Here is a 23,633-nt window from a genome sequence, read left to right on the forward strand (position 1 = left end):
AACGCAGCGGGCGCGTCGGTTTCGGAATTGACGGTCAGTATGCGCCCTCGCCCCTGGTCACCGCGCCGATCGTCTTGGCGATCAGGAGCAGATCCAGGACCATGGACCAGTTCTCCACGTAGGACAGATCGAGGCGCATGGCATCCTCGGGTGTCAGATCCGAGCGGCCGCTGACCTGCCAGAGACCGGTGACGCCGGGTTTCACCAGCAGGCGGCGGCGCATGACACCGTCGTAGGAGTCGACCTCGCGCTGGACCTGCGGACGCGGGCCGACGATGCTCATCTCGCCGCGCAGCACGTTGAAGAACTGCGGGAGCTCGTCGAGCGAGTATTTGCGGATGACCTTGCCGACCGCGGTCACCCGCGGATCGTCGCGCACCTTGAAGAACAGCGGGTTGCCGCCGTTGCTCTCGATGAGCGCATTGATGTGCGCCTCGGCGTCGGCGTACATGCTGCGGAACTTGATCATCCGGAAAGGCCGACCGTCCCGGCCGATCCGCTCGGAGAGATAGAAGACCGGACCGCGACTGGTGACCTTCACCGCGAGCGCGATGGCGGCCAGCGCCGGAGCGATGGCCAGCAGGGCGGCGCAGGCGAAGCAGAAGTCGAAGACGCCCTTGCGAATCGACTTCGCACGGTCGTACTGCGGCTTCTCCACGTGCAGCATGGGCATGGAGGCGACCACCCGGTGGGTGAGCCGGGTGCCGGCGATGTCCACCAGGCCCGGTGTCACGATCAGTTCGGCGCCCAATTCGTCCAGCTCCCAGGCCATCCGGCGGAAGTCGGCCGGGCCGAGGTTGTCGGTGGCGGTGACCGCGACGGTGTCGGCCCCCGTCCGCCGGACCGCCTCGATCACGGCGTGATCGCTTGCGACAACCGGGATCTCCCGTCCGCCCACCTCCAGCGCGGCGTCCGCGACCGCCCCCTCGTCCCGGGTGCACACCCCGATCACCTGGTATCCGGAGTCGCGGTCGCGGGAGAAGGCCGCGAGCATGGCCCGCGCCGCCTCCGGGCTGCCGACCACCAGCATGGCGGTGCGGTAGTGGCCGCGGGCGCGGCGCCCGGCCACCCAGCGCCGCCAGATCCGCCGCTCCACCATGAGCCCGATCATGCCGAGCGGCAGGGCGATGGCGAGATAGCCGCGAGCGATGTCGACCCGCAGTAGCAGCGACACAATGGCTATCCCACCGAACAGCTTCAGGGAAGCGGCCACCACACGCCGGTATTCCTCTGTGCCACTGCCGATTACGCGCGGCGACCGGGTGCCGCTGAGAGTCAGCGTGATCGACCATGCCAGTGCCAGCACGGCCGACACCATGGTGTAGCGAACTTCCAGCGGTAGCTGGGAGGCCAGCGGCGGCTCGGCCCCCGCGCCGCCGAAGCGAATCCATTGGGCAAATCCGATGGATAGTACTAAAACGATCAAGTCACTGATAAACAGCCGACGCGCGTAATCCGCTTGCCAGCGTTCACGATCCGAGCGCGGCTCGGGACGTGGAGGCCGGGCCGCGCGCACGGCGCGACCGGCAGAAATTTCGTAACTCATGAAACGAACGCACCTCCCCCACGGGAGAACTCGGTTCCGATCCCCGCTGATCAGTTCCAACGACCGGCCGACGCCGGTTTCCCAAGGGCTTTCAGGACCATGACAACCGATGTGGCCGCCGAGTCTTTCGGTGGCCAGATGCCGAATGTTACACAACCACGGTAGCGCGCAGGATGTAACCCTTAGTGCCCCAACGTTTCCGAAAAGTAACGGGATTCGTGACGACCGGTTTCCCGCACCCCGCCCCCTATTTCCCCTATTCGCAAAATCGCAGGTTGAACTACGCAAGATCCACCGTGTGAGCTGGTCGAAACCCTTGCACTGCACGGCTCGAGCGTTTGCCGACCGGACGCCTGGTTCTGCGGGTCGCAGAAATCCAGTTGGCTTGGCATCATCGGTCACTCGCCGGGGACCCGAACACCACGCAATCCTGTTGTAACGTAAGGCCGGACCGAGCCGACCACAGGTCATCCGGCGCTGCGCGGGCAGCCCGAACTCGGTGAAAGGTGGGGAACTTCGTGCAATGCCGTCTTTGCCATTCCGATCGACTGCGCAGCGTTCTTGATCTGGGCGCCACACCGCCGTGTGAAAAATTCCTCACCGCCGGCGAACTGGACCTGTGCGAACCGACATATCCGCTGCACCTGAGGCTGTGCGAAAATTGCCTGCTGCTGCAGATTCCGGCGCTCATCACTCCGGAGGAAACATTCACGGAATATGCCTACTATTCGTCATTTTCGGACAGCTGGGTTCGGCATGCAAAGCTCTTCGTCGATCAGGCAATCACGCAGCTAAATCTGACTGATAATAGTTTCATAATTGAGGTGGCAAGTAACGACGGTTATCTCCTGCAGCACGCCGTGGCCGCCGGCATCCCGTGCCTGGGAATCGAGCCATCGGTGAATGTCGGTGCGGCAGCACGCGACAAGGGCGTACCCACCGAGACCGCCTTCCTCGACGAGGAGCTGGCCGCCCGGGTGCGCGCCGAACGCGGACCGGCACATCTGGTGGTGGCCAACAATGTCTACGCTCACGTCCCCGACCTGCTGGGCTTCACCAGGTCACTGCGTGCGCTCATGGCCGACGACGGCTGGCTGTCCATCGAGGTGCACCACGCGCTCAACCTGGTGGCGCTGGCCCAGTTCGACACCATCTATCACGAGCACTTCCAGTACTACACGCTGCTGTCGGCCCAGCGGGCCCTGGCCACCGCCGGGCTGGCCGTGATCGACTGCGAACTGATTGGCACACACGGCGGTTCGCTGCGCGTGTGGGCCCGTCCCGAGGGCGTCGGCGCCCCCACCGCGCGGGTTGCCGAGGTATTCCGACTCGAGGCCGATGCCGGTCTGCACGCGGTCGCCGGCTACCTCGAACTGCGCCCCGACACCGAGCGGGTGCGCCAGGATCTCCTGCGATTCCTGCTCGACGCCAAGGCATCCGGCAAGCGCGTGGTGGGCTACGGCGCTCCCGGCAAGGGCAATACCCTGCTCAACTACTGCGGCATCCGCACCGACCTGCTCGAGTACACCGTCGACCGCAACCCCTACAAACACGGACGGTTCACACCCGGCACCCGCATCCCGATACACGAACCGGAGCGGATCGACGCCGACCGCCCCGATGTGGTGCTGGTGCTGCCCTGGAACCTGGAACGGGAGATCACCGCGCAGCTGCGCCACGTCACCGACTGGGGTGGCGAGATCGTCTACCCGCTCCCCCACCTTCATCATGCGACGCTCGACGACGCCGCCGCATCCACTCATGCAGAAAGGCAAGCGAAGTGAAGGTCGTACTGTTCTGCGGCGGTTACGGCATGCGGATGCGCAACGGCACCGAGGACGTGATCCCCAAGCCGATGCAGATGGTGGGCCCGCGCCCGCTGATCTGGCATGTCATGCGCTACTACGCGCACTTCGGGCACAAGGACTTCATCCTGTGCCTGGGCTACGGCGCCGCGCACATCAAGAACTTCTTCCTCACCTACCAGGAGTCGGTGTCCAACGACTTCGTCATCCGCGGCGGCAAGGTGGAGCTGCTGCAGTCCGACATCAGCGACTGGACCATCACCTTCGTCGACACCGGGGTGGAGTCGCCCATCGGTGAGCGGCTGCGCCGGGTGCGCGATCATCTCGCGGGCGAGCGGTACTTCCTGGCCAACTACGCCGACGTGCTCACCGACGCCCCACTGGACGAGATGATCACCCGGTTCCAGCATTCCGGGGCCGCGGCCTCCATGATGATCGTGCCGCCGCAGTCCTCCTTCCACTGCGTGGACGTGAACTCGGCCGGGGAGGTCAAGAACATCACGCCGGTCTCGGAACTGCCGATCTGGGAGAACGGCGGCTATTTCGTGCTGACGCAGGAGATCTTCGAGCATCTGCCGCCCGGCGGGGATCTGGTGGAGGACGCCTGCGGCGCACTGGCCGCGCAGGGCCGGATGTTCGGCTATCAGCATCACGGGTTCTGGAAGCCCGCCGACACCTTCAAGGAGCGCGCCGAGCTGGACACCGGCTATCTGCAGGGTGACCGCCCGTGGATGGTGTGGGAGCAGCGCAGCGCATGATCCGACTCGACACCGGCGCGATCACCGAGATCGCGCTGCTGGCGGCGCATTGCGACGATCTCGCCATCGGGCTGGGCGGGACGCTGCTGACAATCGCCGAGGCCGTGCCGGGGCTGCGGGTCCGGGCGCTGGTGCTCACCGGCGCGGGTACCGAGCGCGCCGAGGAGGAGCGCGCCGCGCTCGAATCCTTCTGTCCCGGCGCGGATCTGGAGCTGCGAATCCTGGACGTGCCGGACGGTTACGCACCCGCGCACTGGGCGCGGGTCAAGGACGCGGTGGGCGCGCTGCGCCGCGACAGCGCGGCCCAGGTGGTGTTCGCGCCGCAGCGCGGGGACGCCCATCAGGACCACCGGCTGCTGGCCGAGCTGGCGCCCACCGAGTTCCGCGACCACCTGATCCTGGGCTACGAGATCCTCAAGTGGGAGAACGACACCCCGCAGCCGGCGGTGTTCCATCCGCTGCCCGCGGGCTGCGCGGAGCGCAAAGCCACGCTGTTGGTGAAACACTATCCCTCACAGCGCAATCGGGACTGGTTCGATGAGCAGTCCTTTCTGGCCCTGTCCCGGCTGCGCGGGGTGCAGTGCCGCGCCCAGCACGCCGAGGCGTTTCTGCTCGAGAAGGCCACCATCACTTTCGGAGGTGCATAGTCATGCGCGTGCTCGTCACCGGGCATCAGGGGTATCTGGGTACCGTCATGGTGCCGTTGCTACAGCAGGCCGGCCATGAGGTAACAGGGCTGGACAGCGGGCTTTTCGCGGACTGCGTGCTGGGCGAGGCACCGCCCGCGCCGCCCGCCCTCGCGGTGGATCTGCGCGATGTGACAGCCGATCAGCTCGCCGGTTTCGACGCCGTGGTGCATCTGGCGGCGCTGTCGAATGATCCGCTGGGCGCGCTGGCGCCCCGGATCACCTACGACATCAACCATCACGCGTCGGTCCGGCTGGCGCGGCTGGCCAAGGACGCCGGGGTGCGCCGATTCCTCTACGCGTCCACGTGTTCGGTGTACGGGGCGGCCGGTGACGGCCTGGTGACCGAGGACGCGCCGCTGCGTCCGCTCACCCCCTACGCCGAGTCCAAGGTCCGGGTCGAGGACGATGTGGCCGCCATCGCCGACTCCGGCTTCTCCCCCGTATTCCTGCGCAATGCCACGGCATTCGGGTTCTCGCCGCGGCTGCGCGCCGATATCGTGCTCAATAATCTGGTCGGGTACGCGGTGCTGACCGGTGAGGTGAAGGTGCTCTCGGATGGCACGCCGTGGCGGCCGCTGGTGCACGCGCAGGACATCGCGCGCGCCTTCGCCGCCTGCCTGGCGGCGCCCGACGAGGCCGTGCACTGCCGCGCCTACAACGTCGGCACCGAGGCCAATAATCTGACGGTCGCGCAGATCGCGCAGGCGGTGGTCGACGTGGTCCCGGAATCCACGCTGGTCATCACCGGCGAGAGCGGTGCGGACCCGCGCTCGTACCGGGTCGACTTCGGTTATGCCCGCAAGGAACTGGGCTTCGAAGCGGAGTGGAGCATTCCGGACGGCGCGGCCGAGCTGTACCGGGAGTACCGCGCGCGCGAGCTCACCGCCGGGGCCTTCTTCCAGCGTTTCACCCGCCTGGCGTGGCTGAAGTCGCTGAAGGAGACCGGGGTGCTGGACGACGAGCTGCGCCGGATCAGGACCGAGGTGTGAGATGAAGGGCGGCGAGCAGCTCGCGCCACGAGCCCGCGCCCGCGTCCCGCTCCGACACCACGGTCACCGGCTGCGGCCAGGTGATGGCCAGGTCCGGATCGTCATAGGCGACGCCCAGGTCCTCGGCCGGGTCGTGCGGGCGGTCGATGCGGTAGCACACATCGGCCACCTCGGTGAGCGCCTGGAAGCCGTGCAGGAAGCCGGGCGGGACGTAGAGATGCCGGAAGTCGGTGTCGTCCAGCAGGAATGCCTGCCGGCGGCCGAAGGTCGGCGAGTCCGGGCGGATGTCGACGAGCACGTCGTGCACCGCGCCGTGCGCGCAGCGCACCAGCTTGGCCTCGCCGCGCCCGGAGCGGCCGTGCATACCGCGCACCACACCCCGGTGCGAGCGCGACTGCGAGTCCTGTACGAACGTCGCCGACACCCCGGGCGTGCCCAGGTGGGCGTCGAATTCCTCGGCGTCGAAGGTTCTGGTGAACAGGCCGCGATCGTCGCGGAACGGCTGCGGGATCAGGATCAGGACGTCGGCGAGGTCGGTCGATTCGATACGCACCAGGTCATCGTGCCATGAGCGGCGAACCCCGGTACGGGTGTCGCGGCTGCGGGCTGGGCCCGCTGGCCCGGGTGCTGGATCTCGGGAAAATGCCTGCGGCAGACGACTTTCCGAGTCTCGCCTCGGCGGGCCGGTATCGCGAAGGAAGTAGCCCGGCGGCCGAGGCGGCGCATCCGCTGGCCATGGACCTGTGCGCCGTGTGCGGGCTGGCGCAACTGGCCGAGGACGACACCGTCACCGCCGAACCGCGCGGCGTGGAGCCGCAGGCACTGCGGGATCAGGCGGCGGACGCGGTGGCCCGGGTGGCCGCGGCGGGCCGGCTGCCCGGCGGCGGGACGGTGCGGGAGTTCGGCAGCCCGCACGGCGGCAGCTGGCTGCCGCTGCTGACCGAGCGCGGGTACCGGGTGACCGAGCGGACCGCCGATGTGGTGATCGACTGCTTCGGCATCATGCACGAGCCCGATCAGCGGGCCGCCTTCGCGCAGCGCGCGGCGGCCACCGCGCCGGGCGGGGTGTTGCTGCTGCAGTTCCACTCCTTGCACGCCATCGTGCGCGAGGGACAGTGGAATGCGTTGCGGCACGGGCATTTCGCCTACTACACGATGGCTTCGCTACAGGGCCTGCTGCGCCCGGCCGGGCTGGTGGCGGTGACCGCATGGGAGTTCCCGCTCTACGGCGGCACGGTACTGGTGGCGGCCGTGCACGCGCCCGCCGCCCCCGACCCCGCCATTGCGCGGATCCTCGCCGCGGAGGCGGCGGTGGCGGACCCGGTGGTGGTGCGTGGGCTTCAGCACGCCGCCGACCAGCAGGTCCGGTCCCTGCGCGCCTGGCTGGAGTCCGAACGTGCCTCCGGTAGAACCATTTACGCATACGGGGCGGCCTCGCGCGCGGTCGCGCTGCTGCATCTGGCGGGCGCGCATCGCGGCCTGCTGGCCGGGGTGGCCGATGCCTCCCCGGGCAAGCAGGGCCGCCGCATGCCCGGTACCGACATCCCGATCCTGTCTCCGGCGGAACTCGTTGCCGCGCAGCCGGATCGGGTCCTGCTGACTTTGCCCGATATGTTGCCGGAGGTCTCGTCCCGGTGGCCCGAACTTCACGGGAAGTGGGTGATCGACGTGACCGAATCGCTATGAAAGTCAGCAAATCTCGCCCGGCACGCGCATGAATCCGCCGGGCACGCACCACGTCGGCCTGTGATACCGATCATGGGATCGCGGCCACACGCAGGGTAATCGAGTGGGATAGTCTCAGCGTGGGGGTCGATCATCGGCCGAGGGGACGGGGGACGGCGTCTCGCGTTCCACAACACTGGGGAATCATCAAACACGCGTAGGCAATACGCAGCAACACCTGATGAGGGAATGGGATTCATCATGCGCAACAACACGACTGCGCTCTCTCGCACCGCGACCGTCGCGGTAGCGGGCACCATCGGCCTGGTTCTGAGCGGCGGCGCCTCGTCGGCCGCCGTCGACGCCGCCAATTCGATCGTCGACCAGCATGGTCGGACGGTCCAGGCCATCTCCGCCGATACCAAGATCGATTTCGTGCCGCCGCTGGACGGCAACCCACTCACCCGGGAGTGGTTCCACAGCGGGAAGGCATGCTTCAAGGTCGACCTCCCGGCCGGCGACCCGTGGACCGGCCACATCACCCTCGGCTACCAGGTCGGCTATCCGGCCACGCTGTCGGGCAAGCTGGAATTCCAGTACCAGACTCCCGGCCTCGAGCTCGAGATCGGCAATGACCCCAAAGCCGATGTCTTCAATCTGATTCCGACGCTGGGCGTGACCCTCGACGTCGGCTTCGGCCCGGGCATCCAGTCGGTGGACGCCGCCGGCGGCGATGTGTCCGGCACCGAGGGCTGCATCACCATGTCCGGCTTCCACGGCACCGTGTCCGGGGTGCTGGGCACCACCACCATCCGGCCGTTCGTGCGGCTGGTGAGCAGCAGCGGCGACACCGTTGTCGCCTACGGGCCGCTGTCGAGCATCTAGCGGCGGTCAGTGCAGCAGGTCCGGGCGGCGCGATGCGGTCGCGACCGTCCGGACCCGCACCCGTTCGGCGGCGGCGCGCGCCAGCCGCCAGTCGCCGCCGAGCACCGCGCCGCGGCCGACGTACTGCGGGTACTCCGCGCCCAGGCGGTGATGGAAGCGCAGCATCTCGGTCAGCTTGCTGACCGTCGAGGTCTGGCTGCACAGGTTGAAACTCGAATTGCGCCAGGCGGCCAGGATTTCCGGCATGCCGTAGAAGTCGCCGAAGACGCATACGCGGGCGAAGAGATCCACGTCCATCGGGAAGACCAGATCGCCGCGGAAGCCGCCCACCCGGTCGAAGTCCTGACGGCGGAAGAGCGCCGCCGCGGTGGGGCCGAAGTCGGCGGGGCCGCGGTGCACGATGGTCCGCATGAGGGCCCGGACATTGCGGCGGCCCAGCAGGTTGGGCAGGCCCAGGTCGGTCTCCTCGACCGCGCCGTGCTCGTCGATGACCTGGAATTTGGACGAGCAGATGGCGATGCCGTTGTCGCCCATGATCTCCAGCTGCTTGTCGAGAGAGCCGGGCAGCAGGATGTCGTCGGCGCAGACGACCTTCACGAAGCGGCCCGAGGTCAGCGAGACGGCCTTGTTCCAGTTCTCGCCGATGGGCAGGGTGTCCTCGTTGCGGTGCACGTGCACCCGCGGGTCGTCGAAGGATTTCGCGATGGCGCCGGTGTCGTCGGAACTGGCATTGTCCAGGACGAGTACCTCGATATCGGTGTCCTGGTCCAGAATCGAGCGCAGCGTCGTCTCCAGGGTGCGGCCGGAATTGTAGGCCGGGACGCACACCGAAAGGTTCTTCATCATTCCCCCTGAACTGGTTCGGCTGGTTCGCCGGGTGCGCCCTCACCTCCTGCCACGAGCCCGTACACCCGATCCAGACCCGCGCGGCCGGCGTCGATCTGTTCAACTGCCCTCTGCTGCAGCGTATCCCGCAGTTCCGGCGCGGATTCCCACAGCTGGCGAATCGCACGTGACAGTTCGGCGTCGAGGTTGTCCACGTCCAGGTGCACGATGCGCAGACCGGCCCCGGCCGCGCCCGCGCCGAACATGTCGGCCAACCCATAGAATTTGTCGTCGTAGTACTGCGACGCCGTTACAGCCACGGCCGGAATGCCCTGGGAGAGTGCGAAAACCGCGAGGTGGTAGGCGCTGGTCACCAGCACCCGGCAGCGCGAGACCTGACGCGCCACGTCCTGCGCGGTGCCCGCGCGCCCGATGACGGGCCGGGTGCTCGCCGCGCCCGTGAGCAGCGGCAGTGTGTGACGGCGGTCCTCGTCGTCGTATTCGGAGATGATGAGCGGGGCCAGCGCGGTGTTCAGCTCGGCGGCCTCGCGGCGCACCACCACGCCGAGGGTGTCGCGGGCCGAGTCGCTCACCTTGGAGTAATCCGAAATGCGCAGGCACAGACCGAGATCGGTGCCGATGCCGGGCCGCCGCAGCCGGTAGGCGAACTCCACCGCGTCGTCGCCGGTGACCACGATCTTCTCGGCGGCGACGCCGAGTTCGGCCAGCAGCTTGGGGCCGCGCCGGCCCTCGCGCAGGGCGATGAGGTCGGCGCCCGGCAGTACCTCGGCCGCGCGGCGCAGCAGGTGCGCATCGCGCATGGGGCCCAGGCCCTGGCCGATCATGACGTTCGGAATGCCTTGGCGCTGTGCGGCTTCCAGCAGGTTGAGGGTGCGATGGGCCTGGTAGAGGTCGACATCGGTCATGTAGCCGCCGCCCTGGGCGATGACCAGGTCCGCGTCGGCGAGGGCGGCGGGCACCGGCGGCAGGTCGGGCATGCCGGCGGGTTCGGGTTCCCGGTCGCCCGTGGCGAGGACGCGGACCTCCTTGCGCGCCCAGTTCTTGGCGCCGCGCAGATAGTGCTTGGGCACCTCCGTGGCGGAGCGCCAGCGCATGGCGGCGGGGCCGAGCAGGTGGACCCCGGCGGCCTCCTCCAGCCGGCCCGCGAGACCGCTCCGGCCCCAGTGCCCGCCGGTGTGGGCCGGCACGGGTTCGGCCTGCGGCAGCACGCCGCGCAGAATGTGGGGTTCGTCGGTGAGCATGCCGATGCGGGCGTGCGGCCAGTGTTCCCGTAGGCGTTCGACGGTCATCACCATCATGGCGATGTCGCCGCGATTGCGTAACCAGTACTCGCCATTGTCGACGAGCACCCTTATTTTCCCGGCACCATCCCCCGCGCCAGAGTTCCCCACGCTCGATTCCTTCCGACGCCCGGTCCGAGCACGAATCCGCAGCGAATCTATCGCACGTCCAGTGCTTCGCGCCATACGGAGCGGGGGTCCCGGAATGCGAAATCGTTTCAGTGACAGGATCATCGGCGCGGCGGCAGCGACCGGTCAGCTGGGGAACAGGGGGCTCACCAGATTGCTGCACAGCCACTTGCCGTCCACGTACTCCATGGACAGGGTGATCTTCTGGTGATTGGTGGTGTCCGCCTTGCCTTGAGTGGAGTTGATCTGGGTGACGTCGACGGCCAGATCGTAATGAGTGTTGCGGCCCGAGGTCACCGTGCAAGCCGCGTCGGCGGCCCGAGTGTGCTCGGAATCCGACTCCAGCAACACACGGATGGTCGGCAGTAGCGTCTCGGCTTCGGATTTCCAGGTGCCGGTCGCGCCCGCGATCACCTTCGACTGCCAGTCGTCACCGTTGCTGTAGTCGTAGGTGGTCATGAGTTCGGCGTATTCGCAAGCGGCCTTGGTGGCGGCGGCCTGGGAGGCGTCACCGGCTGCCGGCGGCTGGGAGATGGAACGGCCCCCTCCATTACCGAAATGGATTGCGCCCGTTCCGAATCCGACACCCAGACCGCCGGCGAGCAGGAGCGCGGCCAGGAAGGCGCCGAGGAGAACCTTGGGGACGCGGCGGCGAGGCGAGGCGGGTGTGGCAGGGGTGGCGTCGACGGGATGCGGGCCGCTACCGGCCGGGCCGTACTGCAGTGGCGGCGCGGTGAGCGGGACCTGCTGAGGATTGATCTGGGTCTGCGGCGCCGCGAACTGGGGACGCTGCGCATTGATCTGGGTCGGCAGCTCACCGTACGAGGCCGGCGCGGGCTGGGTGGGCAAGCTGGGTTTGGTGGTCGCGCCGGTGAACTTGCTCGGGTCGAAGCCCATCCGGGACTGCGCCACAGCGGGATTCGGCGACAGGCCGCCTTGCTCAGCGGATCCATCCTGGCGGAACCCCGGCCCCCAGGGGCCCGTGCTGGCCGTGAGCGCTTGCTCGGCGGCCGCGGCCAGTTCCCCGCAGCTGCCGAAGCGCTCGTCCCGGTTCTTGGCCAGCGCCCGGTCGATGACCGCGTCGAACGCGGCGGGAACGCCGGAGTGCACCAGGCTCGGCCGGGGAATCTCGGCGCCGAGATGAGCCGCCACCAGCTGTGCCGTGCTCTCGCCCGGATACGGCAGCCGGCCCGTGAGCATGTGGAACAGCGTGCAGCCCAGAGCGTAGACGTCCGCCCGATGGTCGGTGTCGCTGCGCAGTTCGAACTGTTCGGGTGCGGCGTACTGGAAGCTGGCGTACATTTCGCCGGTCCGGGTCAGCGCGCCGGTCTGGTCGACGGCCTTCGCAATGCCGAAGTCCGCCAGGTACACCCGTTGCTCCGGGCCCCAGGCCAGCAGGATATTGGCCGGTTTCACGTCCCGGTGCAGGACGCCGGCGCGATGTGCGTGGTCCAGTGCCCGCGCGGTCTCCCCGATGATGCGCACCGTGTGATCGGGCCGGACCGGGCCCTCCCGCACGATCGCCGACACATCGGTGCCCTCGACGTATTGCATGGCCATCCAGAGCCGGTGGTCGTCATTGCCGCGCGCGTACACCGCGACGATGTTCGGATGCGACAGCCGCGCAGCGGTATCGGCCTCCCGCAGGAAGCGCGCCCGCACCTCGGGGTCGTCGGCCTTGCCGGAAGCCAAGAGCTTCAAGGCCACCGAGCGTGGCAGATCCTTGTCCTTCGCGAGATAGACCTCCCCCATCCCGCCCACCCCGAGCAGCCGTTCAACGGTGTACCCCGCGAAAACCTGCCCCTGCGCGAGTGTCCGCCCCACAGCCTGCCTACCTCCGACCACGTCGTGCCCGCCGATCACCGTAACCCAGATCAGGCGGCGCGGCGCCGGCGTTAATCGGCGGGCTCGACCTGGAATCGGAGATCGGTGATCTGGCCGGAGTCGTCGCAGTGCAGCTTGCGCAACCGAACCGGCGCGGTTCCTTCGAACAGTGCCACTCCGCTACCGAGCAGGATCGGCACGATGTGCATCACGATCTCGTCCACGAGCCCGGCCTCGAGGCACTGCCGGGCCAGATTCGCGCCGAAGATCCCGAGGTCACCTTTCCCCGCCGCGGCTTTCGCCGTGGCGACCGCCGCCGCGACTCCGCAGGACAGGAAGGTGACATCGGGATCGTGCGGCGCCTCCCCGGGCCGATGGGTGAGCACGAATATCGGCCCGGACCACATGCCGCCGTACAGTTTCCGATCGCCGGTCCCGGGCCTGTTGCCCAGGTCGTATCCGCGTCGCCCGGACAGGACGGCCCCGGTCCGCCGCATCGCCTCCACCCCGAGCGGGCCCGCCGCGCCGTGCCCGAACATCCACCCGGTGGAGTCGTCCTCCGGTGCGATGAACCCGTCCACCGACATCGTGATGTGCCACAGAACCTGAGTCATGGGAGTGGAGACGGGTCGGGAGGCGCAAACTCATCGGCGGCGGCCGGTCCTATCGGCGCGGGAGCCTGCGGTCCGCGGGCCGCAGCGCCCACGACGCGAGGACCAGCGCCACGATGCCGGCGGTGACGGTCAGATGCATACCTGCGGCGCCGTAATCGCGCTCGACCAGGTGCGAGATGAAGGCTCCGGTCATGTTGAAGAACATTCCGGCATAGGCCCATTCCTTCAATCGCGGGAAGCCGGGAACCAGAATCGCGGCGCTGCCCAGCAGTTTCCACGTTGCGATGAGAGTGAGGAAGTAGGTGGGATACCCCAGAATCGTGTGGGTTTCCTGGGTCCCGTACTGCTGGGTGTACTCGCCGTAGGCGCCGCTGACCATCATGAACGCCAGACTCACCGTGCACGCCCAGTAGGCGTACGTCCGAATCCGGCCCCGCGCGGCCGGGACGGTCCGGGTCGGGATCTGCTGCGTGATGGTGGCCATGGTCTTCTCCTGTCGGGATGCACTCTTCGGTGTCATCTCCTCGACCATCGGCACGCGGGAAATGTGACCGCACCCGGTGCGAGTTTTCTTACGACAGGTCGGAGAAGCGCACGGTGTGGGCGATGGCGGTCACCTGCAAGCCGCCGGCGCTCGGTTGGATGGACGTCAGCTGCGCGCCCAGCGGCAGCCGCTGCAAAGGCACGGTGAAGGTGAGATTTTGCTGCAGCAGGGCCAGGGGAATCGTCGGGCCGCCGGCCGCGGCCTGGACCGAGACCGGAGTGACCACGATGCCGTCCTCGGTCGGCGCGACGGTGACGACGACCGTCGCGGGCACCGAAAGACCCTCCACCGAAAACGTTCCCGTGACGCGCAGTCCATCCGGAGCATAGGAGATCGACTGCACCCCCTCCGGGGCAAAAGTCTGCACGGTGTCGTACGGAACCAGAGCCGTCGCGGTCGCCGTCGCGGCAACCAGATTCGAGGTGCGGCCGTGCACCACGTCGCTCAGTGGCGCCGATACATCGGTCAGGCTGACATCGAGATTGTGAACAGAAATCTGCTGTCCACTCCAGTCGCCGACCTTGATATCGATGTCATGGAAATTGCCGTCGACGGCCTGCGTCAGAAACGGGAAGCCGCCGATCTCCACGCGCGGCTGCTGCGGAAGGTTGTACTCGGCAGCAATCTGGCGCCCGATCTCGTTCTGTGCCACCACAACCCCGACCCGGTCGCCCACCACCAGCGCAATCGCCAGCACAACCACCAACATCAGCAACGCACGCATGCACTCACCCGCTCAGCCATCCCACCATCATGCTGTCGATCGCGACCATCCGCCGCCTCCGACTCGCGACCGGGTCCCGCGTAGGGCGACGACCGGTTATTTCCTCGTGAGGCGTTGGGTAAGCCATGACTCGGCGTCGCGGAGGGCGGCGGTGGCCATGCCGGTCGGGCGGGAGGTGAAGGCGTGGGAGGACTCGGGGTAGACGCGGATATCCACGTCGTTTCCCGCTGCGGAGAGACGGCCTGCCATGGCCAGGTTGTCTTCGAGGAGGAGATCCAGAGAGCCGACCATCAGGAGCGTCGGGGGCAGGTCGGCGAGGTTGCCATAGAGGGGCGATATGTCCGGGTTGGTGCGGTCGGAGATGTGGCCGGCGTAGGCCTGGATGAAGTACTCGTCGGCGTAGAGTCTGCCGCCGGGAGATCGCCCGCTGAGGTCGTAGGCGCCGAACTGCAGGACGGCACCGGCGAACCGATCGCCCAGGCCTCGGTCGCGCAGTCGTAACAGGGTCGTCATGACCAGGGTGGATCCCGCGGATGCTCCGCCGATCGCCAGATCCGTTGTCCCGAACAATGATTCCGCCTGTTCCAGGAGCCAGAGCGCGGCGGTTTCGCAGTCGTCGGGGGCGGCGGGCCAGGGATGCTCCGGCGCCAGGCGGTAGTCGACGCTCACCACGGCTACCCCGAGGGCGTCGGCAAGGCGAGCATTGCGGGCATCCTCGCCGGCCGCCGAGCCGAGATAGAAGCCCCCCGCGTGGATGTCGAGATAGGCGGCTCGGATGTCGGTGTCTCGGGGGACCGTGATCCGCACCGGGACTCGACGGCCGCCCGTCTCGGCGACGTGCTCGGTAGCCCTGGTGCTCGAGTGGGAGAGGGACATGGCCTGTCTGTCCCGCACCTCGAGGAGCTCCTCGAAGGTGGCCGGGCCGGCAACGGGTTTCGAGGCCGCGTTGAGCCGCCGGCATTCCGCGACATGAATGCCGAGTTCCTCATCGATCAGCCGCGTGAGTCCGATTTCCACGTTTCTCCTGTTCCCAGCCCGGTACCGCGTGGATGTCAGCGACGCATCGCCGCATCCGAACACCCTCGCATCGGCTATGACGATGCAATCAGGCGAGGCACCGGACATCAAACAACCAATCCACCTGCCGCCCACAACGTTTGGTTGTGCGCCGCACCGAATGTGGCCCTACTGCGGTTGCTGGAAGCCGCCGATCTTCTCTTCGAGCAGTTCGGCCAGCCGCAGTGGGGTGCGGTCCTCGAACATCGGGCCGATGAGCTGAACGCCCACCGGGAGCCCCTCGGGTGAGAGACCGGTCGGGATGGCGGTGGCCGGCAGGCCGGGCATGGTTGCCACCCCCGCCCAGACGAGCTGGTCGCCGAATGGGTGTGCGACGCCGTCGATGTCGATCCGCCGGTCCCGCATATCGGCACTGTGGTCGTGCGGGAACGCGGGAGTCGGCGTGATCGGACACACGACGACATCGAACTCGCCGAAGAGCTGCCGCCAGGTCTGGCGGTGGAATTCGCGTCGGGTATTCGCCTCGATCCATTCGCGGTGGCTGAAGACGGCGCCGCGCACCCAGGCCACCTCGGAACCCTCTGCGTCCGCGGGCAGTCCGGCGGCGACCGCCCGCACCTGCTCGTACTGCTCCGCCGGCATGCGCGCCGCGAGGTTCGAAACCAGCAGCTGCGTATAGAGGGTCGCGGCTTCGGTGAGATCGGGCAGCAGCGGACTGTGCCGTTCGACGCGAGCCCCCTCGGCGGTGAGCGCGTCGGCGACTCGATTCACCCCGGCCCGCACGGCCGAGCCCGTTGGAATCAGCGGGTGCTCGTCGATGATCAGGACGCGGAAGTCCGACAGCTTCTGGTGGCGGGCGGGCGGCAGAGCCACTTCGTATGCGACACCGAGGGTCAGCGGATCCGGTCCGGCCATGACGTCGAGCAGCAGCGAGAGGTCGCGGGCGGTGCGCGCCATCGGACCGACGACGGCGAGATCGATCTCGGCCGGCAGCGCCGGTGCCGGCGGCGGCACCATACCGCGGGTCGCCGCCAACCCGAGGGTCGGCTTGTGTGCGTATACGCCGCAGAAATGCGCCGGAGTGCGCAGTGAACCACCGATATCGGACCCGATCGACAGCGCGCCGAACCCGGCCGCCAGGGCCGCCGCCGATCCACCGGAAGAACCACCCGGCGAACGCCCGTGATCCCACGGGTTGTTGGTGGTGCCATAGATCTCGTTGAAGCTCTGCAGATCCTGCAACATGAACGGCACATTGGTCTTACCCAGCATCACCGCACCGGCAGCCTCGAGCCGTGACACCTGCACCGCGTCCTCGGCCGGCACATAATCCCGGAACGCAGGCATGCCCCAGGTCGTCGGCAGCCCAGCCATGTTGTAGGACTCTTTGACCGTCACCGGAATCCCGAGCAGCGGCTTGTCCTCACCCCGCTCGCGCGCCTCATCAGCCCGACGCGCCGCAGCCCGCGCCCGCTCGAAGTCCGGCACACAAATCGCATTGATCGCCTTGTCGTCCCGCTCGATCCGCGCAATCGCCTCCTCGGTCAGCTGCACCGAGGTCACCTCACCAGCGCGCATTGCCGCCGAAAGCTCTTCCGCCGCACGAAAACTCCACTCCATGAACCCGACCCTACCGCCGTGCGCCGGTCCCTCGACCCGACTTTCGCCGCCCCACGATCCGCGGAAGAGTCCGCCACGACAGACCTCGCCCGGTTGTCGATCGCGGCCCACCGCAGGTCACGGTGTCCGCGATGGACTGTTCCCCCTGGTGCGGGGCATGGAATACCGCGTCACACAACCAGATAGATGTCTCAATCCCCTGCTCCGCGCTGCGGCCATGTCGCGGCATACGTTCCGTGTAGCCCTGGCGATGGCGACAGCGCCGGCAGCACCAGGCTCGCCTGTCGCACTACCGACGCCGGGGCCACCGACTCAACTGAATTCAAGTGGATATCAGCTGGCGACTGCCGATGGAGTTGTGCCGTTGGCAGCAGTTCCCGAATCACCGAAGACATCCCGATGACCGCGTGCGGTATCCATGTACTCCCGAATCCGGTGGATCAGACCGTCGCGCAACTCGAACACGAAACAGTAGTCGTTGCTGTATCGATTCCCGTTCGCCAGCGTGGCGCTCATCGTCTCCTCCACGATCACGCGGTCACCATCGGAGTAGAAGCCATGGAATTCCACCACGACATCGCCGACGAACAATCGAGGGAAATCGTGCGCGATGAACTGCGTGATGGCCTCGCGTCCGACCATGTGACTGGGGGCGTTCAGCGCGACCGCGGTCGCGTTGCCGGACGGCGCCAGCCACTCCGCGTCGGTGGTGAAGAATGCCGCGATCTGTTCGGCATCATGGCCGGCGAACGCTCGCCAGGCGGCCTGAACGACGTTCCTGCTGTCGAGTGTCATGAACCGCACCATATAGCCGCACATCGAGGCGAGCTGGCGGAAAAACGACAGCATCATCCGGCCGGTCGAACTGGATGCCGCAAGCGGATGGATTGGGCGGCAATGCATCTGGTGCGAATCATGCGGTAAGGTCGAATGACCGTGCACAATCACGAACCTTCCGGCTACGACTGCCCATTCTGTTTCCTTCTCACCGGTGGCGAGACCCCACTCGACAGCCCGCGAGACATCGTGCTGCGCACCGACCGTGCCACCGCCTTCACCGCAGCCCGGTGGTGGCCGAACAACCGCGGACACGTCCTGGTCATACCGAACGCTCATCACGAGAACCTGTACGACCTGCCACCGGAATACGGCCACGCCGTCCATGACGTTGTCCGCGAGATCGCCATTGCGATGCGCGCCATCTACGGTTGCGACGGAGTATCCACTCGCCAGCACAATGAACCCGGCGGCGGCCAGGGCGTGTGGCACTACCACGTCCACGTCTTCCCCCGATATGACGCCGACAACCTCTATGGGTCACACCCGCTGCCTGGGTACGCAACCGGCGAACAACGATGGATCTACGCCGACCGGCTCCGCAACTACTTCGACTCGTCACCCAGCACCTGACTCCGCCGGTTCGGTGCGGTCGCCAGGTCGCCGACTGTTCGTTCCGTTCAGTCGGTTTCGTTGAACTCGATGATGAAAGCGTCGCCCGGGGAGACACCCGTCTTCACACTCGCGATGCGGCGTCTAGCCCAACCACGGAGTTTGCCGGGCGCGGCGCCGGTAGACCAGCTACCGCAACCGCGGCTTCCCGGGCTCGGGTCCTTGTCGGAGAACGCCTGCCGGAGAATCGCTCCTCGTAGTTGAGAATGCGGAACAGGAGAGTGGAGTGCGAGTGATGGACACCGACGTGATCATCGTCGGCGCCGGGCCTACCGGGCTGATGCTGGCCGGTGAACTGCGGCTGGCCGGGGTGCGGCCGCTGGTGTTGGAGCGGCAACCGCAACTCTGGGATGTTCCGAAGGCCAGTGGGATCGGGGGGCGGATTCTGGATCTGCTGCGGTATCGCGGGTTGCTGGAGCGGTTCGAGGCTGCGAGTGCGGATCCTTATCCGCCGTTGCGGTTGCCGTTCGGCGGGATGCATTTGGACTTCACGCGGATGGGGGAGGCGCCGATGAAGGTGCTGCCCATGGCGCAGATGGAGATCGAGCGGCTGCTGGCCGAGCGGGCGGATGAACTCGGTGCGGAAGTTCGCCGGGGGCATCAGGTGAATGGGGTGCGGCAGGACGAGGATTCGGTGACCGCGGAGGTGAGCGGGCCGGAGGGGGCCTACACCGTGACCGCGCGGTATCTGGTGGCTTGCGATGGCGGGCGCAGCCGGATTCGGGATATGGCGGGGATCGCGTTCTCGGGCACGACTTATCCGGATGTGGTGCGGCTGTCACAGGTTTCGGTGGGCGACGAGGTGACCGTGCACGAGAACGGTGATCTCGAGGTGCCCGGATTCGGCAGGGTCGCGGCGGGATTCACCCGGACCGACAACGGTCAGCTGGCGTTCGCGGCCACACCTGATGGGGTGCTGCATCTGTCGACCACCGAGGACGAGTCCGTCGAATACGACGATGACGTGCCGATGGATATGGATGAACTGCAGGCCAGTATTCACCGGGTGCTGGGCGCCGAGATCCCGATGAAGGACGCGAAGCGGTTGTCGCGGTTCACGTTCAAGGATCGCCAGGCCGAGCAGTATCGGGCCGGGCGGATTCTGGTGGCGGGGGATGCGGCGCACCTGTTCCCGGCCACGGGTATCGCGCTGAACGCGGGCATGCTCGACACCGTGAACCTGGCGTGGAAGCTGGGCACCGGAGGGGCTGCTGGACACCTATCACGACGAGCGGCACTACGCTGGTTCGCGGGCGCGACTGCACGCCCGGGCGCAGGTGGCGTTGCGGCGCGGGCTGGATGCGGCGGCCGAAGCGCTGCGGGCGCTGTTCCAGGAATTGGCCGCCGACGAGCAGCCGCTGCGGCGGGTGGGCGACCTGATCGCGGCCAATGACACCCGGTACCCGGGGGCCGGTGACCATGCGCTGATCGGTACGTTCGCACCGGATCTCGCACTGGACACCGAACGGGGTGCGAGCAGCGTCGCCCAGCTCATGCGCACCGCCCGCCCGATCCTGCTGGTGCTCACCGATCGTCCGGAACTACGCGAGATCGCCGAAGGCTGGCACGATCGGGTCGAGATCCACACCGCCACAACGGATCAGCGGCCCGCCGACGCGCTGCTGATCCGCCCGGACGGGCATATCGCCTGGGTCGCGGCCATCGACGAACCCGCCGAGGCTGCCGCGTCCACGCTGCGCGAAGCGCTCGCCGCTTGGTTCGGCGCACCCCTGACGGCCGCCGTCGGGTAGTCCCCGACGCCTGCTGGTCAGCCCCGCAACGGCTGACCAGCATGCGATTCCCGGCCCTGCACAGCGGATTCCGGCACCAGGAAGTCAGCCGGCCGGCGAGCTTACCGGCATCCGGCGGTCTCCGGAGACGAGTCGGCGAAGTACGCACCGCCCCGGTCATCGGCGCCAGCTGACGCTGCGAAAACAACGCCACCCATCGCTGCGAGTCACACCCGTGAGGGTGGCCCCGGGGGCATGTGGTCAGGCGGCGTCGAGAGCTGCGGTGATCTTGCGGGTCATGTCGGTGACGGTCGGGGTGGATCCGGTTTTGTGGGTGGCGGCTTCGATGGCGACGAGGACGGTAGTGCGGAAGTTGGCGGCCTCGGCCGGGGAGTGGTTGGTCAGCAGGGTCATTGCTGCGGTGAGGGCGGGGAGGACCTGGTCGGCCAGGGCGGCTACGGATTTGGACTCGAGGCGGACGCCGGTGGACTTCTCGGCGAGGATGTGGCCGACCAGGCCGGTCGCGGAGCCGAGGGCGATGCTGCCGGCGGTGGCGGCCTTGTGGGGCGAGCCGCCGGCGGCGTCGGCGGCCGAGATCAGGGAGACGGCGCCGTAGGCGGCGGTGCGGAGGGTCTGCCTGTCCTGGGCGGTGAGGGTGGCGGTCATGGTGGGCTCCTCGGTTCGAGTTGCGGTGTTGTTGACGTGAATTACTTTCGCGGGGGCGGCTGACGTCCAGCTGATACCGGCCTGACACCTGCGCTGACACAAAGTCCGGCCGATTCCGCGCGGGGATGATCCGTCCGATTCGCGCCTCGATGATCCGTCCGATTCGCGTCTCGATGGTCGGGCCGATTTGCCGCCTGGAAATCGGCGACTCGGAAAATACTGGTCGGTGGGTTGATTGCGGGCCGATAGCCCGCCCGGCAGCGCGGATTGGCATACACTTGCGCTGCAAGGGCGTTCGGATCGTTATCTCGGTCCGAATGTGGGTGACGGACCCGGGGGTGAGGGTTTTGACGCGGCCCATTCGGGTGTTGATGACAGGGTCGGAGTGGTTCACGGCCGCTCATGGGGGTCTCAACCGGTACTTCACAGATCTATACGGTGCACTCACGCGTGACACTCGAATCAGTGTCGGCGCAAGGGCTTTCGGAGACGGTCCGGTCGGTGCGGGGTCGTGGGGACCCATCGGCGGATCGACCCTCCAGCGCGCACGGACCGCGTTTCTGGACCGGGCCGGGCTCACCCGCGACACCGTGATCGATCGGCATTTCTGCTTGTACGGGCCTGCGGCGGTACGAAATCCGCTGGTAGTGCACTTTCACGGGCCGTGGGCGGCGGAGAGCCGGATGGCCGGAGAGGGCACGCGGGCGGTGCGTGCCAAGTATCTGGTCGAGCGGCTGCGATATGCCAGGGCGGACCGGTTCGTCGTGCTGTCGCAACATTTCGAAAGGTTGCTGGTCGGCGACTACGGCGTGCGGCCCGATCGGGTTCGGGTGATTCCGCCGGGTGTGGATCTGGAGCGTTTCACGACTTCGGAGCCCGAGGCCGACACCGGAATCGTGTTGTGCGTGCGGCGGTTGGAGAAGCGGATGGGTATCGACGTGCTCATTCGCGCCTGGTCCGACGTGTCGGCCAGGCATCCCGACGCCCGGTTGATCATCGTCGGAACCGGGACCGCCGAGGCCGAATTGCGGGCGCTCGCCGCTGACCAGCCGTCGATCCGATTCACCGGATCGGTGTCCGACGCGGAGCTCACCGAGCTGTACACCCGTTCCGATCTGACCGTCGTCCCCTCCCTCGCACTGGAGGGATTCGGGCTCATCGCCCTGGAATCCCTTGCCGCCGGACGCCCCCCGATCGTGTCCGATTGCGGCGGATTGCCCGATTCCGTCCGGGGTTTGGACGCCACGCTCCTCGTCCCGCCGGGCAATGCCGAGGCACTCGCCGCCCGCATCGCCGCCGCCCTCGACGGCTCCCGGCCCGCCGCGAAACAATGCCGCGCCCACGCCGAGTCATTCTCCTGGGCGGTCGCGGCGCATCGGCACCGGGATCTCTACGCGGAGCTCGTCGGCTGATGGCACCGCTGAAGGCCGTATTCCTGGCGCACACCGCGGCCCCCTCCGGAGCCGAACTGGCAACGCTCCGCCTGGTCTCGGCCATGCCCGCCGGGCAGACCGCCGTGCTCTACACCGAGGACGGCCCGATGCTGCGCCTGATGGCCGCGCGCGGGATCGAAACCCGCGTCGTCACCAATAGTTTCGACTCCCGCGCCATGACCATCGACAAGGCCGGGATCCGCAGCCTGTTCATCGGCGCGACGGGCCTGCTACGTCTGGGCTGGACACTGGGCGCGATCGTCCGCGACCTCGACGCCACCGTCCTGGTCGCGGGCAGCACCAAAGCCATGCTCATGGGCGCGGTCGCCGCCCGCCGGGCCCGGGTCCCGCTGGTCTGGCATGTGCACGACCGGGTTTCGCGCGACTACTTCGGCCGGGTGCTCGCCCTCGTCATCCGAGTGCTGGGCTGGGTGGTGGTCAGCGCCGTGATCGCCAACAGCCGCGGCACCCTGGCCTCGCTGTACACCTGGCGCCGAGCGGCCGTCGTCGCCTATCCGGGCGTCGAGTTCCCACCCGACAACGACACCGCGGCAGACGAATCCGCGCTCCCCCGCGAACGACGACCCCAGGAACAACGCCCCGCCGGCGAGACCATCATCGCCGTCGTCGGCCGCCTCGCCCCCTGGAAGGGCCAGGACCTGTTCCTGCGCGCCCTGGCCGATGTGCAAACCCTCCCCCGCGAGGTCTTCCTGGTCGGCGGCACCTTCTTCGACGAGGAGACCTACCGCGCCGAACTCGAGGTGCACGCCACCGCCCTCGACCTCCCGGTCACCTTCACCGGCCACGTGGACGACCCGGAACCCTATCTGCGCCACGCCGATATCCTCGTGCACTGCTCGGTGCTGCCCGAGCCCTTCGGCCAGGTCGTCGTGGAGGGCATGCGCGCAGGCTGCGCGGTCATCGCGACCCGCCCGGGCGGACCGGAGGAGATCGTGGAGCCGGGGGTGAACGGCCTGCTGGTGACGGCCGGCGATCGCGGCGAGCTCACCCGCGCCCTGGACACTCTCATCGCCGATCAGGAGCTGCGCGTCAAGCTCGCCGATGCCGCCCGGGTGCGATCCCGCGATTTCGATGTCGCCGAGTCGGGCCGGATCGTGACCGACCTCCTGACCGGTCTGCCCGGAAAGCGGTGGCGGCGTGGATGATCCGACCGATCCACTGCCGGCCTTCGACCCACCCACCGTGCGGCTGGAGGCCCTCGGCACGCTGGGCCGGTTGCGACAGCGCCGCCACATGCGGCACGGGATTCCGGAGGTCGACCAGCAAGTCTCCGCCTTCGAGCACGACGCCCGCGGTGATTCCGGTCCGGCCGGCCCGCGGCAGCGCCCCGCCGGACCGAACGGCCACGAGAACGGCACCGGCCGTGGCACGGTGTCGTTCGACGAGCAACGGGCCGCCC

General features: G+C 67.8%; 23 protein-coding genes. 11 read left to right on the forward strand and 12 right to left on the reverse strand.

The genetic code is table 11. The annotated features are described in order from the left end of the window. Nucleotides 1–34 precede the first annotated feature (34 nt). A complete protein-coding gene (locus tag ACWEQQ_RS18255; protein WP_452348980.1) occupies nt 35–1,426 on the reverse strand; it encodes a sugar transferase in 1,392 nt (463 codons plus the stop codon). A gap of 638 nt (nt 1,427–2,064) precedes the next feature. Between ACWEQQ_RS18255 and ACWEQQ_RS18260 the strand changes: the two genes are divergently transcribed. The 4 genes from ACWEQQ_RS18260 to ACWEQQ_RS18275 are packed head-to-tail and all read left to right on the forward strand — an operon-like array spanning nt 2,065 to nt 5,787. Then, complete coding sequence (locus ACWEQQ_RS18260; protein WP_452349015.1) at nt 2,065–3,330, forward strand: methyltransferase domain-containing protein; 1,266 nt, start codon at nt 2,065–2,067, stop codon at nt 3,328–3,330. Then, entirely contained in the window at nt 3,327–4,109 is a 783-nt protein-coding gene (locus tag ACWEQQ_RS18265; RefSeq protein WP_452343696.1) for a sugar phosphate nucleotidyltransferase, read from the forward strand. The genes ACWEQQ_RS18260 and ACWEQQ_RS18265 overlap by 4 nt, the downstream gene beginning before the upstream one ends. After that, nucleotides 4,106–4,756, forward strand: a complete 651-nt coding sequence (locus ACWEQQ_RS18270) for a PIG-L deacetylase family protein (RefSeq protein WP_452348981.1) — start codon at nt 4,106–4,108, stop codon at nt 4,754–4,756. The genes ACWEQQ_RS18265 and ACWEQQ_RS18270 overlap by 4 nt, the downstream gene beginning before the upstream one ends. A 2-nt stretch (nt 4,757–4,758) precedes the next feature. After that, the gene (locus ACWEQQ_RS18275; RefSeq protein ID WP_452348982.1) at nt 4,759–5,787 is read left to right on the forward strand and encodes an NAD-dependent epimerase/dehydratase family protein; all 1,029 of its coding nucleotides are present in this window, start codon (nt 4,759–4,761) and stop codon (nt 5,785–5,787) included. Here the strand turns inward: ACWEQQ_RS18275 and rfbC are convergent. Beyond that, nucleotides 5,771–6,340, reverse strand: coding sequence for a dTDP-4-dehydrorhamnose 3,5-epimerase (gene rfbC, locus ACWEQQ_RS18280; RefSeq protein ID WP_379402062.1), 570 nt, complete (start codon nt 6,338–6,340; stop codon nt 5,771–5,773). The two genes, ACWEQQ_RS18275 and rfbC, sit on opposite strands and share 17 nt — an antisense overlap. Before the next feature lie 14 nt (nt 6,341–6,354). Between rfbC and ACWEQQ_RS18285 the strand changes: the two genes are divergently transcribed. Next, nucleotides 6,355–7,473 (forward strand): transferase, encoded by a 1,119-nt coding sequence (locus ACWEQQ_RS18285; protein WP_452348983.1) that lies wholly within the window; start codon nt 6,355–6,357, stop codon nt 7,471–7,473. Nucleotides 7,474–7,713: 240 nt separating this feature from the next. Next, nucleotides 7,714–8,337: an MspA family porin gene (locus tag ACWEQQ_RS18290; protein ID WP_354850530.1), complete on the forward strand. Its 624-nt coding sequence runs from the start codon at nt 7,714–7,716 to the stop codon at nt 8,335–8,337. Nucleotides 8,338–8,343: 6 nt separating this feature from the next. Here the strand turns inward: ACWEQQ_RS18290 and ACWEQQ_RS18295 are convergent, their stop codons facing one another. The 9 genes from ACWEQQ_RS18295 to ACWEQQ_RS18335 all read right to left on the reverse strand — a co-directional run bounded on the left by ACWEQQ_RS18295 (nt 8,344) and on the right by ACWEQQ_RS18335 (nt 17,877). Continuing rightward, nucleotides 8,344–9,183 (reverse strand): glycosyltransferase family 2 protein, encoded by an 840-nt coding sequence (locus tag ACWEQQ_RS18295; RefSeq protein ID WP_452348984.1) that lies wholly within the window; start codon nt 9,181–9,183, stop codon nt 8,344–8,346. Then, nucleotides 9,180–10,532: a polysaccharide pyruvyl transferase family protein gene (locus ACWEQQ_RS18300; protein ID WP_452348985.1), complete on the reverse strand. Its 1,353-nt coding sequence runs from the start codon at nt 10,530–10,532 to the stop codon at nt 9,180–9,182. The genes ACWEQQ_RS18295 and ACWEQQ_RS18300 overlap by 4 nt, the downstream gene beginning before the upstream one ends. 186 nt (nt 10,533–10,718) lie before the next feature. Next, complete coding sequence (locus ACWEQQ_RS18305) at nt 10,719–12,416, reverse strand: protein kinase domain-containing protein (RefSeq protein ID WP_452348986.1); 1,698 nt, start codon at nt 12,414–12,416, stop codon at nt 10,719–10,721. Nucleotides 12,417–12,487: 71 nt separating this feature from the next. Continuing rightward, entirely contained in the window at nt 12,488–13,030 is a 543-nt protein-coding gene (locus ACWEQQ_RS18310) for a dihydrofolate reductase family protein (RefSeq protein WP_452348987.1), read from the reverse strand. A gap of 49 nt (nt 13,031–13,079) precedes the next feature. Further along, complete coding sequence (locus ACWEQQ_RS18315) at nt 13,080–13,514, reverse strand: DoxX family protein (protein WP_452345486.1); 435 nt, start codon at nt 13,512–13,514, stop codon at nt 13,080–13,082. A gap of 88 nt (nt 13,515–13,602) precedes the next feature. Beyond that, the gene (locus ACWEQQ_RS18320) at nt 13,603–14,298 is read right to left on the reverse strand and encodes an LmeA family phospholipid-binding protein (protein ID WP_452345487.1); all 696 of its coding nucleotides are present in this window, start codon (nt 14,296–14,298) and stop codon (nt 13,603–13,605) included. Nucleotides 14,299–14,394: 96 nt separating this feature from the next. Further along, on the reverse strand, nt 14,395–15,315 hold the full coding sequence (locus ACWEQQ_RS18325) for an alpha/beta hydrolase (protein WP_452348988.1): 921 nt from the start codon (nt 15,313–15,315) through the stop codon (nt 14,395–14,397). Nucleotides 15,316–15,483: 168 nt separating this feature from the next. Continuing rightward, complete coding sequence (locus ACWEQQ_RS18330; RefSeq protein WP_452348989.1) at nt 15,484–16,935, reverse strand: amidase; 1,452 nt, start codon at nt 16,933–16,935, stop codon at nt 15,484–15,486. Between the two features lie 333 nt (nt 16,936–17,268). After that, entirely contained in the window at nt 17,269–17,877 is a 609-nt protein-coding gene (locus tag ACWEQQ_RS18335) for a nuclear transport factor 2 family protein (RefSeq protein WP_452348990.1), read from the reverse strand. Between ACWEQQ_RS18335 and ACWEQQ_RS18340 the strand changes: the two genes are divergently transcribed. From ACWEQQ_RS18340 to ACWEQQ_RS18350, 3 genes are all read left to right on the forward strand, one after another. After that, the gene (locus ACWEQQ_RS18340; protein ID WP_452348991.1) at nt 17,866–18,345 is read left to right on the forward strand and encodes an HIT family protein; all 480 of its coding nucleotides are present in this window, start codon (nt 17,866–17,868) and stop codon (nt 18,343–18,345) included. The genes ACWEQQ_RS18335 and ACWEQQ_RS18340 overlap by 12 nt on opposite strands. A 274-nt stretch (nt 18,346–18,619) precedes the next feature. Continuing rightward, complete coding sequence (locus tag ACWEQQ_RS18345) at nt 18,620–19,777, forward strand: FAD-dependent monooxygenase (RefSeq protein WP_452348992.1); 1,158 nt, start codon at nt 18,620–18,622, stop codon at nt 19,775–19,777. Continuing rightward, nucleotides 19,752–20,135: an aromatic-ring hydroxylase C-terminal domain-containing protein gene (locus tag ACWEQQ_RS18350; protein ID WP_452348993.1), complete on the forward strand. Its 384-nt coding sequence runs from the start codon at nt 19,752–19,754 to the stop codon at nt 20,133–20,135. The genes ACWEQQ_RS18345 and ACWEQQ_RS18350 overlap by 26 nt, the downstream gene beginning before the upstream one ends. A gap of 240 nt (nt 20,136–20,375) precedes the next feature. On the opposite strand, the gene ACWEQQ_RS18355 is transcribed toward ACWEQQ_RS18350, so the two are convergent. Then, nucleotides 20,376–20,780 carry a hypothetical protein gene (locus tag ACWEQQ_RS18355; protein WP_452348994.1) on the reverse strand — a complete coding sequence of 135 codons (405 nt, stop codon included), beginning with the start codon at nt 20,778–20,780 and terminating at the stop codon, nt 20,376–20,378. Between the two features lie 371 nt (nt 20,781–21,151). On the opposite strand from ACWEQQ_RS18355, the gene ACWEQQ_RS18360 reads away from it, so the two are divergent. Both ACWEQQ_RS18360 and ACWEQQ_RS18365 read left to right on the forward strand, forming a co-directional pair. Then, a complete protein-coding gene (locus ACWEQQ_RS18360) occupies nt 21,152–22,192 on the forward strand; it encodes a glycosyltransferase family 4 protein (RefSeq protein WP_452348995.1) in 1,041 nt (346 codons plus the stop codon). After that, entirely contained in the window at nt 22,192–23,379 is a 1,188-nt protein-coding gene (locus ACWEQQ_RS18365) for a glycosyltransferase family 4 protein (protein WP_452348996.1), read from the forward strand. Before ACWEQQ_RS18360 ends, ACWEQQ_RS18365 begins: the two co-directional genes overlap by 1 nt. Nucleotides 23,380–23,633 lie beyond the last annotated feature (254 nt).

The sequence above is a fragment of the Nocardia sp. NPDC004123 genome, assembly GCF_053603795.1.